General features: G+C 40.4%; 12 protein-coding genes. 5 read left to right on the top strand and 7 right to left on the bottom strand.

All coding sequences use genetic code 11. The features are described from left to right. Window positions 1–42: 42 nt before the first annotated feature. From AACX33_RS24965 to AACX33_RS24940, 6 genes are all read right to left on the bottom strand, one after another. A complete protein-coding gene (locus AACX33_RS24965; protein WP_194002905.1) occupies window positions 43–2,115 on the bottom strand; it encodes a mechanosensitive ion channel family protein in 2,073 nt (690 codons plus the stop codon). A 466-nt stretch (window positions 2,116–2,581) separates the two neighbouring features. Continuing rightward, on the bottom strand, window positions 2,582–3,355 hold the full coding sequence (locus AACX33_RS24960) for a hypothetical protein (protein ID WP_194002907.1): 774 nt from the start codon (window positions 3,353–3,355) through the stop codon (window positions 2,582–2,584). Window positions 3,356–3,451: 96 nt separating this feature from the next. Then, complete coding sequence (locus tag AACX33_RS24955) at window positions 3,452–3,859, bottom strand: hypothetical protein (protein WP_194002983.1); 408 nt, start codon at window positions 3,857–3,859, stop codon at window positions 3,452–3,454. Window positions 3,860–3,952: 93 nt separating this feature from the next. Beyond that, window positions 3,953–5,176, bottom strand: coding sequence for a glycoside hydrolase family 10 protein (locus AACX33_RS24950; RefSeq protein ID WP_194002909.1), 1,224 nt, complete (start codon window positions 5,174–5,176; stop codon window positions 3,953–3,955). Between the two features lie 321 nt (window positions 5,177–5,497). Next, window positions 5,498–6,970, bottom strand: a complete 1,473-nt coding sequence (glcD, locus tag AACX33_RS24945; RefSeq protein ID WP_194002911.1) for a glycolate oxidase subunit GlcD — start codon at window positions 6,968–6,970, stop codon at window positions 5,498–5,500. A 75-nt stretch (window positions 6,971–7,045) separates the two neighbouring features. Further along, window positions 7,046–7,957, bottom strand: a complete 912-nt coding sequence (locus AACX33_RS24940) for a WG repeat-containing protein (protein ID WP_194002913.1) — start codon at window positions 7,955–7,957, stop codon at window positions 7,046–7,048. Between the two features lie 249 nt (window positions 7,958–8,206). Between AACX33_RS24940 and AACX33_RS24935 the strand changes: the two genes are divergently transcribed. Together AACX33_RS24935 and AACX33_RS24930 are read left to right on the top strand one after the other, a co-directional pair. Continuing rightward, on the top strand, window positions 8,207–8,893 hold the full coding sequence (locus tag AACX33_RS24935; RefSeq protein ID WP_194002916.1) for a Uma2 family endonuclease: 687 nt from the start codon (window positions 8,207–8,209) through the stop codon (window positions 8,891–8,893). A gap of 62 nt (window positions 8,894–8,955) precedes the next feature. Continuing rightward, window positions 8,956–9,705, top strand: a complete 750-nt coding sequence (locus AACX33_RS24930; RefSeq protein WP_194002918.1) for a Uma2 family endonuclease — start codon at window positions 8,956–8,958, stop codon at window positions 9,703–9,705. A gap of 31 nt (window positions 9,706–9,736) precedes the next feature. Here the strand turns inward: AACX33_RS24930 and miaA are convergent, their stop codons facing one another. Next, on the bottom strand, window positions 9,737–10,636 hold the full coding sequence (gene miaA / locus AACX33_RS24925; protein ID WP_194002920.1) for a tRNA (adenosine(37)-N6)-dimethylallyltransferase MiaA: 900 nt from the start codon (window positions 10,634–10,636) through the stop codon (window positions 9,737–9,739). Between the two features lie 485 nt (window positions 10,637–11,121). Between miaA and gyrB the strand changes: the two genes are divergently transcribed. The 3 genes from gyrB to rpoD all read left to right on the top strand — a co-directional run bounded on the left by gyrB (window position 11,122) and on the right by rpoD (window position 17,009). Further along, window positions 11,122–13,059 (top strand): DNA topoisomerase (ATP-hydrolyzing) subunit B, encoded by a 1,938-nt coding sequence (gene gyrB, locus AACX33_RS24920; protein WP_194002922.1) that lies wholly within the window; start codon window positions 11,122–11,124, stop codon window positions 13,057–13,059. A gap of 533 nt (window positions 13,060–13,592) precedes the next feature. Continuing rightward, window positions 13,593–14,210 (top strand): fasciclin domain-containing protein, encoded by a 618-nt coding sequence (locus AACX33_RS24915; RefSeq protein ID WP_194002924.1) that lies wholly within the window; start codon window positions 13,593–13,595, stop codon window positions 14,208–14,210. A gap of 1,623 nt (window positions 14,211–15,833) precedes the next feature. Further along, window positions 15,834–17,009 (top strand): RNA polymerase sigma factor RpoD, encoded by a 1,176-nt coding sequence (rpoD, locus tag AACX33_RS24910; RefSeq protein ID WP_089090975.1) that lies wholly within the window; start codon window positions 15,834–15,836, stop codon window positions 17,007–17,009. The last annotated feature ends 62 nt before the right edge of the window (window positions 17,010–17,071 follow it).

Here is a 17,071-nt window from a genome sequence, read left to right as displayed (position 1 = left end):
ACCAAATACCAGAGGAATATCTTAATTTATTACGGTTTTTTGTTATGGTAGAGATTGTATGATTTGTTCCGCCACAAACTCAGGTATTTGAGTCGTATTTTGTAGTAAATTGAGATTGCTTTCAGGAGTTGCTGACATCTGGATATTTTCTGCCTTGAACCGTTCCTGAATCATCTGAATCACATCTGCATGAACTCCCCAAAAATCAACTGTTTTAGTCCAACCACTAATACCTATAGAAAAATAATACTCTTCCAATGACCAGAGAACTTTTCCTGGCTTGGGATCTTCCAGAACTTTCGGGTGTGATTTCATAATTTCCAGCAGTAAGTTTTGGATGCGTTCTAAGTCTTCATTCAAGCCAACCCGCAACCAAATCGATACTTTACGGATTTCCCTATGAGTCAGATTTTCGATCATTCCCTCCCAAACACTATTATTAGGAAGCACATATATCTGACCTTGAAAACCTTCAATTTTAGTACTGGCTAGAGAAATAGAATCAACATAACCCCAAATACCACCAACTTTGATTTCATCACCAATATCAAAGGGTTTGTTAATCATAATCATCAAACCACTAGCAAAGTTACCCAAATTGTTTTGTAGGGCAAAAGCTAACACGAAACTTGCACCCCCAACCAAGGCTAAAATTGGACCAAGGCTGACTTCTAGTGCTGTCAGTGCCAACATGACACCGACCACAACACCACCACGCTTGATAAGCATAACTATAAACTCGCGTAATAGCTCAGATGCACCCCCAATCTGTTTTAAGGAGCGATTCAGGATCATTCCTAGAATCTGAGAAACAATGATGGAGAGAATCACAATACCTACGAATTTACCGATGTGATCCGCCCAGCGTAAGCCACCTTCTCCTGATTGCACCCAGCTTATCAAGCGAACTAATAGACCTTCCGTATCTTGTAAGTCAACTGCAACCATGCTGATGGCTGTGATGTATTTATGATAGGCTTCAGGTTCTCCTCCTTTGCGTTCTAATTCTGCAAGCACAACTTTAAATCTGTCAACTATGGCTGTGCGATCTGATTGCAATTCTGTAACGTAAACTACCATTTCATTTTTAAATTTCGCTTCTGCATTAGCATTTTCATCTAATTGTTCTCCGGCTTGTTCTAGTTTATCTTCCTGAGATTTGAAACTTTCTTGATTGTTAACAGTATCAATTGATCCAGCAACTTTGGTACTACCATCACCTTCAATTTTGGTATTCTCCAACAAACTTGCAGCTTGATTTAGATCTCGAGAAGATTTTTTAGTAGTATCTGGGGTTCTAAACCCTTCTATTTCTTCTATTACTTGCTTGAGAGATTTTTGGGCTGCATCTAGCTGTTCATTCGCTTTTTTAAACTGAAGTGAATCACGAACAGATTCTTTTTTTTTGGTTTGGGCTTCTTCAAAAGCTGTGATTGCTGCATCTAATTTATAAATCTTATTTGTAGCATCATTATAGTCAAAAGAACCAGCAATGAATTGTTCTCGCTGTTTCTTGGTTGCATCTAATACAGCTTTAGCTTGATCTAATTCTGCTGTCTTTTGAGCATTTTCTAGGGCATTTTTTAAGGCATCATCTTGTTGAATATCCTGTTTAGCTTTCTGAGCCTTCTGAATAAATTCCTGTCCTTTTTTCATATCTTTTTTGGCTGCTTCTAATTCTTTTACAGCCTCTCCGTATTCTGGAGAACCAGGAGTCGCAGTCTTGAATTGTGCTTCTGCTGCTTTGAGTTCTTCCACTGATTTCAATAAGAAAGCAGATGCTTCTTTCTCTTGGTTGATGATTCTATTTTCCCGTTTAATAGCTATTTCAGCATTACTAATTCTTTGAACTTTATCTTTGAGCAAGATTAGCCAAGCGGCTGATTCATTTTGCAGTTCTTCTAAAGTTAACGGCTTAACTAATAGTTGCAATTCGTCAGTAGGAACTGTAGGATCTTGAGTCGTAATTGCAAATCTCGGATCTCCATTAACCGCAGGTTGAACTTGTTCTGCTGTTGGTTCTTCTGTTGGCTGTTCTTCCGTTCTTCCTGGTGTACTCCATAATGCGAATACACATACTACGCCAGCGACAATAGTACGAATTCGGTAGTGCATGAATTTTTTCCTGCTTTTTTACAAAAAATAGATAATCATGATTGATAAAACCAGAAAATATCATACTCTACGGTCATAAAATTTACAAATAAATGGTGGAATTTCAAAAAATATCTTAATTTTTATTTAGTAAAAATGCCAAGATAATTAAGTTTTATTTAAACAGGAAAAACCTGTGCGATAATGAGTAGCCTCATAAATTTTGCAAGTGCCTAAACATCGCGTGGCTAAGTTTGGGTGGTTCCGCGATTTCTAATCGCCAGGGCTAGATGCAAGATATGAGCGCCCCAGGAGGGGAAGTCAAAAATCAAAAATCAAAAGTCAAAAGTATTAAATCCCGTCGCAACGAATGAAACAAACACATTTTTCTGGTTTGGCTAAAAACCTTGCTATATAAGGGTTATAAAATGTGTTTGTTAGGAGTTTTCATCTACTAACTGACTCAGTTGATTGACGCAATGCTGTATTAGGCTGTTTTGAAAAAACGGATAATTTCACGGACATGATCGAGAAATTGTCCATCAGTGGAAAGTTGCGCGATCGCACTTCTGGCTTCTCTAGCCAAACGTTCATGTTCAATTTGATTTGTGGCACGTAATTCTTCTAAACTAGCAGTTACCCTGGCTAAATCTCTGCGCGTTTCTTCCGTAAAGCGTTGTTGATTTGCGGGTAATGAGTAATCTAGTTCGGGATTGAGTTGTTCTTCTAAGCGTTTAACTGCGTCCTCTAGGTGAGCAAAACGATTGCGGAGTTCCATCACATCCTCACGGGGATATTGAAATTCTTGGCGAATCATCCTCAAGCGTGCATATAAATATTCGTAGGCGCGGATAGCTGGACGCAGGATGGTTAATAATAAAGCCGCACCAGAACTGATATATCCCACAGCGCTGATACCAGTAGCTGCAAGAGTATAAAGACCCACGGCTGAGAATAAGTGTAAACCAATGGCTACCCAAAGCGATCGCTTGGCTAAAACTCTGACATAATTGATTTGTTTTTCATCTACGGGAATTTGTTTTTCCGTAGATTGTGCGGCTTCTGCTAAGACTTCCTTCGCTTGAAAATGTACACTCCAAGGTACAGTCACAATCACTAATAACCACCAAAAACTTGCACCACCAATTACCCAATCAAGGAAGCTACCAGCAGGTATTTGGAACCATTGCAGTCCGCCAAAACCCAGCAGTACTGCTAGTACAATTAGCACGATAGAATTAATCACAAATCTGAAATTCATTTGCCTAACCCCTGGTGAAATTATCACCTCGATCATGGCTGTGCCTATGAGTTTCTACGGTAAAGCTTATGATAGTTTTTTGAGATGCACATCACCTTAGAGGATTAAATAGCTGCGCCAAGTCTTTGGAGAATCTTGGCTATCCAGTGCCGGAACTAGCAAGCGCCAGCTTTTACCTTCTTGCTGAATTTGCAGATAAACTTCAAAAGGTTGTTGCAGTTGTTTCAACTGTCTTTTTGGGAGATTCAAAATTAAATCGTAGGTTCCCCGCACCCGAAAAGCGGGTAAACTTTGAATCGTCAGGGGTTGTTCCTGCTGAATTTTTAAGCGTTTGATTTCAAAGCCCTGAAAATCCAGATCCAGTTTTTCGTTGAGTTGCTGCTGAGTTTGCTCAACCTGGAATGCGATCGCCTTTTTGACTAACTGAGTATTTGGTAGCAGTCCAATACTTCCACACCCCATCAATAACCCCAGCAAAATCACCGTCACAAAAAGCCGCACCATGTTTTTTGACACACCACACGCCAGCGATAGTATACAACACAATCCAGGTTTTTTGTCAAAAAAAACTCAGCGTACCTTTGCGTTAAAAAAACACTAAGGTCTCATAGCCCCACCTGCAAACAGTTCCCGAAACACATTGCGCCGTTGCTGTGGTGATTCTGGCGTAATCGAACCCCATAAACTTTCCCAGTAAAAAAACGAAATACCGGGAAAAGTGCGATCGCGCACCGTCTCAACCTGTTCTCTAATTTGGGCAATATTCACAGGAGTCTTAGAAGTTCCCGTTAATATCCCAATCCCCACCGGAATGCGAGACCGAGCAAACTTCACTGCTGGTTGTTCTAATTCATTAATAAAACTACTTTGATTATTGCGATATACCTGCAAAATCAACTCATCGACCAAACCTTTCCTCACCCAAGTTTCCCAATCTTGCAAATAGTATTTATAGGAAAAACCTTGTGAATTAGGCGAAAGCGAAACTATAGCATTAGGTTTAACTGCTTTCACACTTTCATATATTTCCGCCATAAAATCAGTAATCTTATTAGCACGCCAACGCATCCATCTGGGATTAAAAGGATCACTAGGAGGACTATTCCCTTGATGTTCTTGGCGATAGAGATCAACAGTGAAAGCATCATAACCAAATTTTACAGGCATTCCAAAGTGATCATCCAACTGAATACCATCCACATCGTAACGACTCACCACTTCCATAATTAGCCCCAAGATAAACTCCTGAACCTCCGGATGCAGAGGATTTAGCCAAGCTTGCTGATGGGCTGAGTTGTCGTTAATTTCCTCCAAAGGAACTTCATTTGTAGATTTTGTTCCTTCTTGACCCATAGTTAACCAGTCTGGATAACGCCGGGCTAATTGAGAATGAGGTGGTGTCATAAAACCGTATTCAAACCAGGGAATCACACTTAAACCTTGAGGTTTAGCAAGTTTGATCAGCTTTGCTAAAACATCCTGTCCACCGTGGATTAAATTAAGTATAGGGTCAGCATCTGAGCCTGTAACCATTTTAGCTCTAGGACTCTTATAAAAAGTATTGCCTCTATTCCAAACTACAGGATAAATCGTATTAAACTTTAGTGCTGATAGTTCGTTAATAGCGCGATTAATTCCCCAAGGTAAAAATAGGACACCACTAGCAACATTAGTTAGCCAAACGCCACGAATTTCCGTTATAGTAGGTAAAATTTTCGGCTGATAAAAAAGTGGTCGCGAAGGAAATGAAAATACTGTTAAGCACACCATTAAACCCAAGCACAGGAAGTAACTAAAGCCACGTCTATTCAACCGATTCATTTCTGCGCTTGACTTTTTTTAGAGCAATACTTGTCACTACAAAGCAAAATTCCATCCCTCCGGAATATGTAGAGATATCATTATCTATTAATTTATAACCCCAGTGTATTAAATCAGTGAACAGTGAACATTTATCAATTATCAAAGCATAAGCTGGGAGATTTTGACCCAATTATGTCTCTTATACCAATTTAATATAAAGATGCATAAATAGAATTTAACCAGAAATCCAGTTCCCCTCCTCGCTTGCGGGGAGGGGTCGAAATAATATGCAGCCTCACAAATAATTGGTATTAACTGATAACTATTCACTGATAACTGTTAAAATTTTTCCACCCCTGCAAACTGCTTCAGGCTGACAGCATTTGCTGCTTCACCACAAGTTCGGGGCGTGGGGAAAATCTTATCAGGATTTGCCAAACCCTTGGGATTAAAAACGAATCTTACCCATTGCATACTTTCTAAATCAGCAGCGCTAAACATATCTGGCATATAGCATTTTTTATCTGCACCAATACCATGTTCACCAGAAATACTACCACCTACCTTTACACAAAGCTTGAGAATTTCCCCGCCCACTTCCTCAACTTTTTCCAACGCGCCTGGAACCGCATTATCAAATAGAATTAACGGGTGAAGATTGCCATCACCAGCGTGAAATACATTGGCAATTTTATAACCAAACTTTTGACTTAACGCCTCAATCTCCTGCAAAACGTAAGTTAATTGAGTTCGAGGAATTACACCATCCTGAACATAATAATCCGGGCTTAAATGTCCAGCCGCAGCGAAAGCCGCTTTCCGACCTTTCCAAAGTTTCAAACGAGTTTCCGGGTCACTAGCAGAAGTGACATTACGCGCGCCATTCTTTTGACAAATTTCCGCCACACGTTGTTTGTTTAGCCCAACTTCCACATCTAAACCATCGATTTCTACTAATAAAATCGCCGTAGCATCGCGAGGATAACAATTTGTCGCCACCACATCCTCAACTGCATTGATGCTAATGTTGTCCATCATTTCCATACCACCGGGAATAATCCCCGCACTGATAATATCAGAAACAGTTTCCGCAGCCGCCTCCACACTGGTAAAATCTGCTAATAAAACACAAATTGATTCAGCACTTTTGAGGATTCGCAGAGTAATTTCTGTAGCGATACCCAAAGTTCCTTCAGAACCCACAAATACACCTGTTAAATCATAACCAGGCATTTCTGGTACTTGTCCACCTAAATCCAGAATTTCCCCGGAAGGGGTGACAATTTTTAAGCCCAAAACGTGGTTAGTGGTAACACCGTACTTGAGACAATGCACCCCACCAGAGTTTTCCGCCACATTACCCCCAATTGAGCAGATAATTTGGCTAGAAGGGTCTGGTGCATAATAAAATCCCGCACCACTTACAGTTTGCGTTACCCAGCTATTAATCACTCCTGGCTGTACCACAATGCGCTGATTATCTAAATCAACATTGAGAATTTGCCGCATTAAGGAAGTGACAATCAAAACCGAATCTTCTGAAGGTAAAGCTCCACCAGATAAACCAGTACCAGAACCGCGTGCGATAAAGGTTACAGAGTATTTGTTGCATATCTTCACCAGTGCGGCAATTTGTTCTGTAGTTCTGGGCAAAACTACCACAGCCGGACGTTGACGATAACTGGTTAAGCCATCGCACTCATAGGTGATGAGTTCTTCCCGACGCTGCACTACACCATTTTTACCAACTACAGCCTCAAATGCTTTAATAATAGGTTTCCAGTTGTATTGCTTTTTCTCTTGGATAAGCATAGTTTTTTATAGTTAGAGGTAGATATATCACCATTGTGACCAGAATAATGCTTTAGGGGAAGTAATAATGCATAATCAACTGGAAGTTGTATTTCTTCTTTTGCGTCTTCTTGTATGTAATAAGTCTAAATTTTTGCTTTCTGGCTCTTTGGGAGTTAGTGGTTGCTGCTGAAGTTTTACATTGGTCGTGGCTAATGGTTTTATGTTAACATTAGAATTGTAATAATTGACTGTTGTACCGGAATGGTCAATATATTTATAATTTCTCCCAACTTTTACTCTGGCAATACCGTCAGAAAAACTCTCAGCATAATCAAATTGGGGAAAAATGACGAGTTGACCTGACAAATTAATATAGCCCCATTTTTTCCCAACTTTTACGGCTGCTAAGTTCTCTGAAAATTTTTCTATATAATCATATTTAACTGGGATAATAGCCTTTCCAGATAAATTAATATAGCCATATTTGTTCCCAAATTTGACACGAGAAATACCTTGAGAGAAACACTCAGCCCAATCAAATTTATTGTTAATTACTAGCTTACCTGTTAAATTGATATAACCCCAATGTAAATCAATTTTTACCAATGCTAATCCTTCCGAAAATTCGTAAGCTTTACTAAATTGCGCCGGGATAACTATCTTACCAAGTTTATTTTTATAACCGTGTTTTTCTCGATGTTTAAAACGTTTTAAATCTAGGGGTAAATTTGGGAGATTTTCCAATTCTTTTTGAGGATTAGCCAGAGGATCACTGAATGCAGATACGCTCATTTCATGAGATAGTTCCTCAGCCTGAATAAATTGTAACTGAATAATGGTTCCTGTTTCGTCAATATGGTGAATTTCACCATCAATTTTTACTTGTGCAATTCCGTTATTAAATTGACTAGCTTCATTAAAATTCGGTGCAATAATAACTTCTCCCTTCTGGTTTTTATAACCCCACTTATTTCCCTGGTTAAATGGTCTTAAGATATGATTCATCTGTTTTTTATAGCCCCAAGCAAACAGCTAAGTAAACTATAACAATATTTCCGCCTGCAATACTTAGTAAATTTACGTATATTGCCCATTGCTTGAAAGGACTTGAAGCAACGAACCCAAATTTCTCATGTATATTCTTAACCCTGTATCTCTGCGTCTCTGCGCGAACTAAAAAACTCCTTCACCTCCCGCCACATTTGCGGAAACAAATTAAGCTAGAAATAACGCTCTTAAATAGTGGATAAAATTATGGTTGAGCAAATTCTGATTAATACAGATGATTTTTATGTGCCAGATGCCAACCTACTAGTTACCGAAGATGATACACCTGTGGACAATTTCGCATCTGCCAAACAACAACGCTTATTAGTCGGTTCTCTTTTTAGTTCTTTACAAAATCAGACTTTTTTAGCTGAGGCTAATGTGGGTGTTTACTATACAGACCTTCAGCCCCCCATTGTACCAGACGTTTTTCTGAGCTTAGATGTCCAAATTCCAGAAAAGTGGTGGGACAAACACAATCGTTGTTATATGGTTTGGCGTTTTGGTAAACCTCCAGAAGTTGTGATGGAAATTGTCTCTAATAAAGAAGGTGATGAATTAGGTAAAAAGTTAGAAATTTATGAGCAAATGCGGGCGAGTTACTATATTGTCTATGACCAAAATCAGCAATTAGGAGAACAAGCATTACGGATTTATGAACTCAGGGGAAGACGTTATTTTGAAACTTCAGAAACTTGGTTAGAACAAGTCGGTTTAGGTTTAACTCTGTGGTCAGGGAAATTTGAAGGTAGACAAGATAATTGGTTACGCTGGTGCTACCAAGATGGAACTATTCTACCTACTGGAGATGAACGGGCTGAACAAGCTGAACAGCGCGCCCAATTGTTAGCAGAAAGACTCAGGGCTATGGGCATAGATCCTGATACTGTTTAGAAACGGTATCTAATTTTAATCAATTAAGCTAGAAATAACGCTCTCAAATAGTGGATAAAATTATGGTTGAGCAAGTTCTCATCAATGCAGATAATTTCTATGTGCCAGATGCCAACCTACTAGTTACCGAAGATGATACACCTGTGGACAATTTCGCATCTGAAAAACAACAACGCCTCTTGGTTGGCTCTCTTTACAGTTCCTTACAAAACCAGATTTTTTTAGCAGCCGCTAATGTGGGTGTTTATTATGCATACAGAAAACCGCCTATTGTCCCTGATGTTTTATTTAGCTTAGATGTCCAAATACCCGAAAAATGGTGGGACAAGCAAAATCGTTGTTATATGCTTTGGGAGTTTGAAAAACCTCCAGAAGTTGTGATGGAAATTGTCTCTAATAAAGAAGGTGATGAATTAGGCAAAAAGTTAGAAATTTATGAGCAAATGCGAGCGAGTTACTATATTGTCTATGACCCTAATCAACAATTAGGAGAACAAGCATTACGAATTTATGAACTCAGGGGAAGGCGTTATTTTGAAACTTCTGAAACTTGGCTAGAACAAGTAGGTCTGGGTTTAATTCTGTGGTCAGGTGCATTTGAAGGTAGACAAGATAATTGGTTGCGCTGGTGTTACCAGGATGGAACTATTCTACCTACTGGAGATGAACGGGCTGAACAAGAAAAGCAACGCGCCGAACAAGAAAAGCAACGGGCTGAACAAGAAAGGCAACGGGCTGAAGAAGCTGAACAACGCGCCCAATTATTAGCAGAAAGACTCAGGGCTATGGGCATAGATCCTGATACTTTGTAGAGGCTTTGTAGAGATGTTTGATGAAATGTCTCTACACATTCTTCGTAAATTCTTCTACTCGTTGCCAAACCTTTTCTAATAAATCAGGATCATCGGCATCAAACCACTCAATTTGGGAATACGCCTTAAACCAAGTACGCTGTCGCTTGGCAAATTGTCGCGTGTGTAAAACCGTTAATTCCTTTGCTGATTCTAAAGAAATTTCACCTGCTAAATATTGCCTGATTTCTTGATATCCCAATGTATTCAACAAAGGTAAATCAGTTCCGTATTTTTGACAAAGATATTCTACCTCAGCTACCAAACCATCAGCGATCATTTGTTCTGTGCGCTTGTGAATGCGTAGCCTGATTTTTTCGACTTCGCAATCTAAACCAATTTGCAAAATTGGATAATCTGGGGGGTTCTCTCCTTGCTGCTGGGATATGGGAATTCCAGTGATGTAAAATACTTCTAATGCTCGTAAAGTCCGCACAGTATCATGAGGATGAATTTTCTGGGCTGCGATCGCATCTACTTGTTGTAGTATTCCATATAGGGTCGTTTGTCCTAAAGATTCCAGCTGCGATCGCAATTCCTGATCTGGTGCAACTCTGGGAATTTTCATCCCTTGAACAATAGAACGTATGTATAAACCCGTACCTCCAACTAACAGCAATGGCGCAACCCGAAGAGCCGTAATTAAGCCTTGTGCTTGTTCCTGATAGTCTGCTACCGTCATAGTGTCTGTGGGATTGCAGATATCTATTAAATAATGTGGCACTAACTTTCGTTCTGCCAATGTTGGTTTAGCCGTACCAATATCAAATTCTCGATACACCTGACGGGAATCTGCACTCAGGATCACAGAACTTAACCGCATCGCCAAATTCAATCCCAAGCCTGACTTACCAGTCGCCGTCGCACCACAAATTACAATCAATTTAGTCATTAGTCAATCAATTTTAGATTTTAGATTTTAGATTTTGGATTAGACTGCAATCTAAAATACTCGCTGCCGCTAACGCCAATTCAAAATCCAAATTCTTTGGTCATTAGTCAACACTTCCCATACTCCGGACTCTCCCGTAAAGCTTTTGTGATAAAATCTTAAAGCTTTTATATCGTTTTTGCTGATGGGCAGTTTCAGCCCAGGCATTAAGTTAATTTTTATCACAAGCATGGGATGCAATTGTGTTGTTTAATTGAACTTCGCGTTGCGGTTCTCTGACACAAAACTTTATAGTACAGAAGCAATCTAGGAAATCTCAATTTTTGAGGCGATAAATTCAAAAAACTTATGGGGTTACATCCCCTATATAAACTTCTCATAAAATTGGTCTACAGTCGCCAGTAACCCTTTTGTGTTAGAATTTTGGTGTGTTTTGACTTTTTTGTTTTTGGGCGACTTTAAACCCACGCATCAGGAGAATTTTCATGACGAGCAGTTACAGTGCCGATCAGATTCAAGTTCTGGAAGGTCTGGAAGCCGTCCGCAAACGGCCAGGGATGTACATCGGTACTACCGGGCCGCGAGGACTCCACCATTTAGTTTATGAGGTGGTAGATAACTCTATTGATGAAGCTTTGGCGGGTCACTGTACCCATATAGAAGTGGATATCAATGCTGATGGTTCCGTGACTGTCACAGATGACGGTCGGGGTATTCCGATCGATACTCACTCGCGAACTGGTAAATCGGCTTTAGAAACCGTGTTAACGGTACTACACGCCGGTGGTAAGTTTGGCGGTGGTGGTTACAAGGTTTCCGGCGGATTGCACGGGGTCGGTCTTTCTGTGGTTAACGCCTTGTCAGATGTGCTGGAAGTAACAGTTTGGCGAGATAACAAAGTTCATGTCCAGCGCTATGAACGAGGTGTACCAGTTACTGAACTGGTAGCCAAGCCTGACAAAGAAGGGAAAACGGGAACTTCTATCAAGTTCAATCCTGATAGCCAAATTTTTATCAATAGCGTTGAGTTTGATTACATCACTATCGCGGGTCGCCTGCGGGAGTTGGCTTATCTGAATGCAGGTGTCAAAATTACCTTTGGCGACCACCGTTTAGAACTGCTGAAAAGCGATACACCCAGAATAGAAACCTACGAATACAAGGGTGGGATTAAAGAGTATATCGCTTACATGAACCGCGATAAGCAACCACTGCACGAAGAAATTATTTATGTGCATGGGGAACGCAATAACGTCCAAGTGGAAGTTTCTTTACAATGGTGTACTGACGCTTACACAGACAACGTGCTGGGTTTTGCGAATAATATTCGCACCATTGATGGTGGTACTCACCTCGAAGGTTTGAAGGCGGTTCTGACTCGGACTTTAAATGCGATCGCACGTAAGCGCAATAAAATTAAAGAAAATGAATCTAACCTCAGTGGCGAACACGTCCGGGAAGGTTTAACAGCAGTCATTTCCGTTAAAGTCCCAGACCCAGAATTTGAAGGACAAACCAAAACCAAACTCGGTAATACTGAAGTTCGCGGTATTGTTGATTCCTTAGTGGGAGAAGTTCTCTCTGAATACTTAGAATTTCATCCGGGAATCGCTGACTCGATTTTAGATAAAGCTATTCAAGCCTTTAAAGCCGCAGAAGCCGCCCGTCATGCGCGGGAATTAGTCCGACGCAAATCTGTCCTGGAATCTTCGCCATTACCTGGTAAATTGGCTGATTGCAGTTCTCGTGACCCCAGCGAGTCAGAAATCTTTATCGTGGAAGGCGACTCAGCGGGTGGAAGTGCGAAACAAGGACGCGATCGCCGCACCCAAGCCATCCTCCCCCTGCGTGGTAAAATTCTCAACATTGAGAAAACAGACGACGCGAAAATCTACAAAAATAATGAAGTCCAATCTTTAATTACAGCCCTCGGTTTAGGCGTGAAAGGAGACGAATTCGACTCCACCCAACTGCGCTATCACCGCATCGTAATTATGACCGACGCTGACGTAGATGGCGCGCATATCCGGACACTGTTGTTAACTTTCTTCTATCGATATCAGCGCGCACTGATTGAACAGGGTTTCATATATATTGCTTGTCCTCCACTATTTAAAGTAGAACGAGGCAAGAATCATGAATACTGCTATAGCGAACGGGAACTGCAACAGTACCTGGGAACACTTCCCAGCAACGCCAACTACAACATCCAACGCTTCAAAGGTTTGGGGGAAATGATGCCTCAACAACTCTGGGATACTACTATGAACCCAGAATCTCGAAAAATGAAGCAAGTAGAAATTGAAGATGCCGCCGAAGCTGATCGTATTTTTACCATTTTAATGGGCGATCGCGTTGCACCCAGACGCGAATTTATCGAAACCTATGGTTCTAAACTCAATTTCACAGATTTAGATATCTAAACATCCAGCTAATAAGTAGCCATCTTCCATCAGTGAACAGTTATCAGGCGGATGGTGGAGGATTTAAACCCGCTACCAACGCCTTTAACCAATTAGTAAGGGACTTAAACGCGGCGAATGAAATTGATCACTATCAACGGTTAACACTCTGAAAAAATTAAATACTCATAGGTTGGGGAGTCACTGTTTCCCGACTTATAAGTAGGTAAGCAGGAATAAACAAAACTATATTACAGCTTGTAAATACTCCTGAAACCCTTACCAATGACCAATGACAAAGGACAAATGACGACCCTAGCTAGTTAACTTTATTTACGCCGACCTACTTAGCACGTTTTGAGCAACGCAAAACCCAACGCTGGCGAAGATGTTGGGTTTCCTTACGTGCAGCCAACCGACACATCTGAAGTCATAAATATTCGTGCCTACCTACTGAAGTATTTTCAAACTATGCCGTTAGGCTGAGGGACAATATACCTAAAATTATTAACTATTGTCAGTAATTGTCTACTTAACGGAATTTTCACAAAACGATGAAAGTCAGTCAAAAGTTCATCAGAAAAGTATTGTTTAATATGATCAGTTTAGGCAGCCTAGTGGCTCTATCTGCCTGTGCCGAACCGATTACACAAGCTCCACCTTCTTCACCTCCCGTAACCGAAACTTCTCCGGCGGCTCCTCCCGTTGCAGATACTCGTCTAGAAACAACTGCTGATCTCAATTTAGCCGAACTGACACAAGCAGCCGCCAAGGAAGGACAGTTTCAAACGCTAACAAGGGCAGTGGAAGCCGCCGGCTTACAAGATCAATTGGCAACCCCAGGGCCTTACACAGTATTTGCACCTACCGATGCCGCTTTTAACGCCTTACCCGCAGGTACTTTAAACAACCTCTTGAAACCAGAAAACAAAGACCAATTAACGAAGTTACTTGCCTACCACGTTGTCCCAGGACAATTTACCTCTAGTCAACTGACATCTGGAGAAGTCAAGACAGTTGAGGGTAGTCCTGTCACAGTCAATGTTGATGATGCTACCAAAGGTATCACTATTAACAATGCTAAGGTGACTCAAGCAGATATTCCCGCTAGCAACGGCATCGTTCACGTAATTGATCAGGTAATTCTGCCACCTAATTTTCCAGATACTTAGAATACAAGCCCAATATCACATAATTTCATAAAAAACAATGGCTCCCTGGTTTGATTTTCGAGAAAGCTAGAACAAAAACCGGGGAAATTTTATTTGTGCTTTTTAGTCAGTGAAAATTGTTTGATAAAATACATAAGGATGGAATTATCATCACTATTAGTTTTTAGCTATGACTTAAAACACACAACTGATTTATTGTCAAGGTTTATCCCACAGTGATGAAGTAATCACTAGTCATTAGTTGTTTGGAGTGCATACCCCACCGCTTGTGGTTTGCTGATCTAAAGACTAATGACTTGGAGTAGGGGGTTGATTTCCGATGATTGCGAGATCCCAACTGTATCGGCACTTCAGTCAGAGTCAAAAGCACAGCTCCATAACTTTGGGCTTAATTTCTCCCACAAGTTAGAAGAGCATTTGTTATGCTTGAATAGCAAAGCGAAATCTTGTCTAAAAAGCAAAATTGGCTAAATATCTTAAGGATTCAATATCACAGAATCACAACATTATCCTTAAGCCAAAAGTATTATATTTAACAATTTTGTTACTGAAAGCCCCTCTGCAAGTAGGTTCTCAACCGATCATCTGACTGTTCTATGTCCCAACTTTTCACTGCTAATACCTTCCAGTATTGCCGAAGTGATGGCGATTATTTTGCCTGTATCATCTAGATATTTGGTTTAAGTAGGCTAATATCTCTAATTTTGACTGTCAAATTTCTGCTGAATTGATTAAAATATCGGTGTATACAATAAGAACAGTTTGTCAACTTTCATTGGGTTGAAATTTCAGCAGTGCGCTAACGTGTGAATAAGACCAATCAGTCAAATCTCAATTGTTTGCCATTTCGCTGATTCTGCCACAGCCTCAACTCCTTAGTTTAGGCATTTGGCCTCAGTAAGTTAAGTGTCTTAAGATCAGCATTACCATTCTTGCTGTACTTAGACTGTCAGAATCTTCATGCAACTCTTAAGATTGAGCCATTTATGAAGGAAATGTAATAATGGGTGCATTAATATTTCTCGCTTAAGTTAACATTAAAAAAACTGTTTCTAAGTAATTAATGTTGCAGATCATACTGAAAAGTATGTAAAAGCGGGTGTAGTTTCCTTTGAATGTAAAGATAATGTCACTAAGATGCCAAAAAGTTTGAGAAAACTTTAAGGGCATGACTACCATTTCCAATATCTTTTTGTTATTAGTGGCTTTACCTTGCACAATGGCATCATGATTAATACACAAAAAGAGTGCAATTTTTGTGAAACAGGCTACAATCGGAAAAGTCTTTATCAGAAAATATGCCAACCCTCATATTACAGTCCTATTTTGTTTATATGGAGTGGTAGATTTTTGAGATCAAGACAAGCCTTTGTTTAGACGAATTAGTTAAAACTTGTATGTGATAGCAACACATATGATTTCTAACTAAAATGAGCAAGTCAGCAGTAACTGCGACTTTCCATATACAGTCAAAAAATCCTCTATGAAGAGGAGCAAAACTTCCGAAAAGATTTCCGGGAAAACAGCCTAAAACCCGATTTTCGGTAGTTAACTCGCTCATTTAAAAAGAGCAGTAAACACATCTTGAGTAATTGATTCTGCAAGGAGCATGAGGAACGCGGCATGAACCAGGCTAACAACGTACTCGAAAGCATTTATCAGCCTGACCTAGAAATAATAAATCAGCCTGAGCTCGAGTTAGAACTCTTAGTCGAAGAAGAAGAAGAAGAAGAGGACTTGCTGATTAACGATGATGGCGAAGATGAGTTTTTAGAGCCTCAGTCTGATGAGGACGACACAAAGTCTGGAAAAGCCGCTAAATCACGTCGTCGGACACAAAGCAAGAAAAAGCACTACACCGAAGACTCGATTCGCCTTTATCTGCAAGAAATTGGTCGGATTCGCCTATTGCGGGCAGACGAAGAAATCGAATTGGCGCGAAAAATCGCCGATTTGTTGGAATTGGAAAGGGTGCGGGATAGACTGCAAGAACAGTTAGAACGCGAACCTGAATATCGGGAATGGGCAGAAGCCGTACAGCTACCATTACCAGCATTTCGTTATCGCCTGCATATTGGTCGCAGGGCAAAAGATAAAATGGTGCAATCGAACCTGCGTCTTGTGGTGTCAATTGCCAAGAAATACATGAATCGTGGCTTGTCCTTCCAAGATTTAATTCAGGAAGGTAGTCTCGGTTTGATTCGCGCCGCAGAAAAATTTGACCACGAAAAAGGTTATAAGTTTTCTACATACGCTACATGGTGGATTCGTCAAGCAATCACCCGTGCGATCGCTGATCAATCCCGTACTATCCGCCTACCGGTTCATCTCTACGAAACCATTTCGCGGATCAAGAAAACTACCAAGTTGCTATCTCAAGAAATGGGTCGCAAACCCACTGAAGAAGAAATCGCTACTCGCATGGAAATGACCATCGAGAAGTTACGATTTATTGCTAAATCTGCCCAGTTACCCATCTCATTAGAAACGCCCATCGGTAAAGAAGAAGATTCTCGATTGGGCGATTTTATTGAATCCGATGGTGAAACTCCAGAAGATCAGGTTTCCAAAAATCTGCTGCGTGAAGACCTGGAAAAAGTCCTCGATAGCCTCAGTCCTCGTGAACGTGATGTTCTCCGACTCCGCTATGGTTTGGATGACGGTCGCATGAAGACTCTGGAAGAAATTGGACAGATTTTCAACGTCACTCGCGAACGGATTCGTCAAATTGAAGCGAAAGCACTCCGCAAGTTACGTCACCCGAATCGCAACAGTGTTCTTAAGGAATATATTCGGTAGTTATTAGTTATTAGTCATTAGTCATTAGCTTTACACCAATGTCTGATGACTAAAAAAATGAC

This window comes from Nodularia sp. LEGE 04288 (assembly GCF_963896525.1).
Lineage (GTDB): Bacteria > Cyanobacteriota > Cyanobacteriia > Cyanobacteriales > Nostocaceae > Nodularia.
This window is presented reverse-complemented; position numbering and strand designations above follow the sequence as displayed.

Coding starts and splice junctions, on each gene's coding strand:
- AACX33_RS24965 (WP_194002905.1), bottom strand. CDS start 2,115: ATGCACTACCGAATTCGTACTATTGTCGCTGGCGTAGTATGTGTATTC.
- AACX33_RS24950 (WP_194002909.1), bottom strand. CDS start 5,176: ATGAATCGGTTGAATAGACGTGGCTTTAGTTACTTCCTGTGCTTGGGT.
- AACX33_RS24940 (WP_194002913.1), bottom strand. CDS start 7,957: ATGAATCATATCTTAAGACCATTTAACCAGGGAAATAAGTGGGGTTAT.
- rpoD (WP_089090975.1), top strand. CDS start 15,834: ATGAACCAGGCTAACAACGTACTCGAAAGCATTTATCAGCCTGACCTA.
- AACX33_RS24955 (WP_194002983.1), bottom strand. CDS start 3,859: ATGGTGCGGCTTTTTGTGACGGTGATTTTGCTGGGGTTATTGATGGGG.
- AACX33_RS24960 (WP_194002907.1), bottom strand. CDS start 3,355: ATGAATTTCAGATTTGTGATTAATTCTATCGTGCTAATTGTACTAGCA.
- AACX33_RS24935 (WP_194002916.1), top strand. CDS start 8,207: ATGGTTGAGCAAATTCTGATTAATACAGATGATTTTTATGTGCCAGAT.
- glcD (WP_194002911.1), bottom strand. CDS start 6,970: ATGCTTATCCAAGAGAAAAAGCAATACAACTGGAAACCTATTATTAAA.
- AACX33_RS24915 (WP_194002924.1), top strand. CDS start 13,593: ATGAAAGTCAGTCAAAAGTTCATCAGAAAAGTATTGTTTAATATGATC.
- gyrB (WP_194002922.1), top strand. CDS start 11,122: ATGACGAGCAGTTACAGTGCCGATCAGATTCAAGTTCTGGAAGGTCTG.
- miaA (WP_194002920.1), bottom strand. CDS start 10,636: ATGACTAAATTGATTGTAATTTGTGGTGCGACGGCGACTGGTAAGTCA.
- AACX33_RS24930 (WP_194002918.1), top strand. CDS start 8,956: ATGGTTGAGCAAGTTCTCATCAATGCAGATAATTTCTATGTGCCAGAT.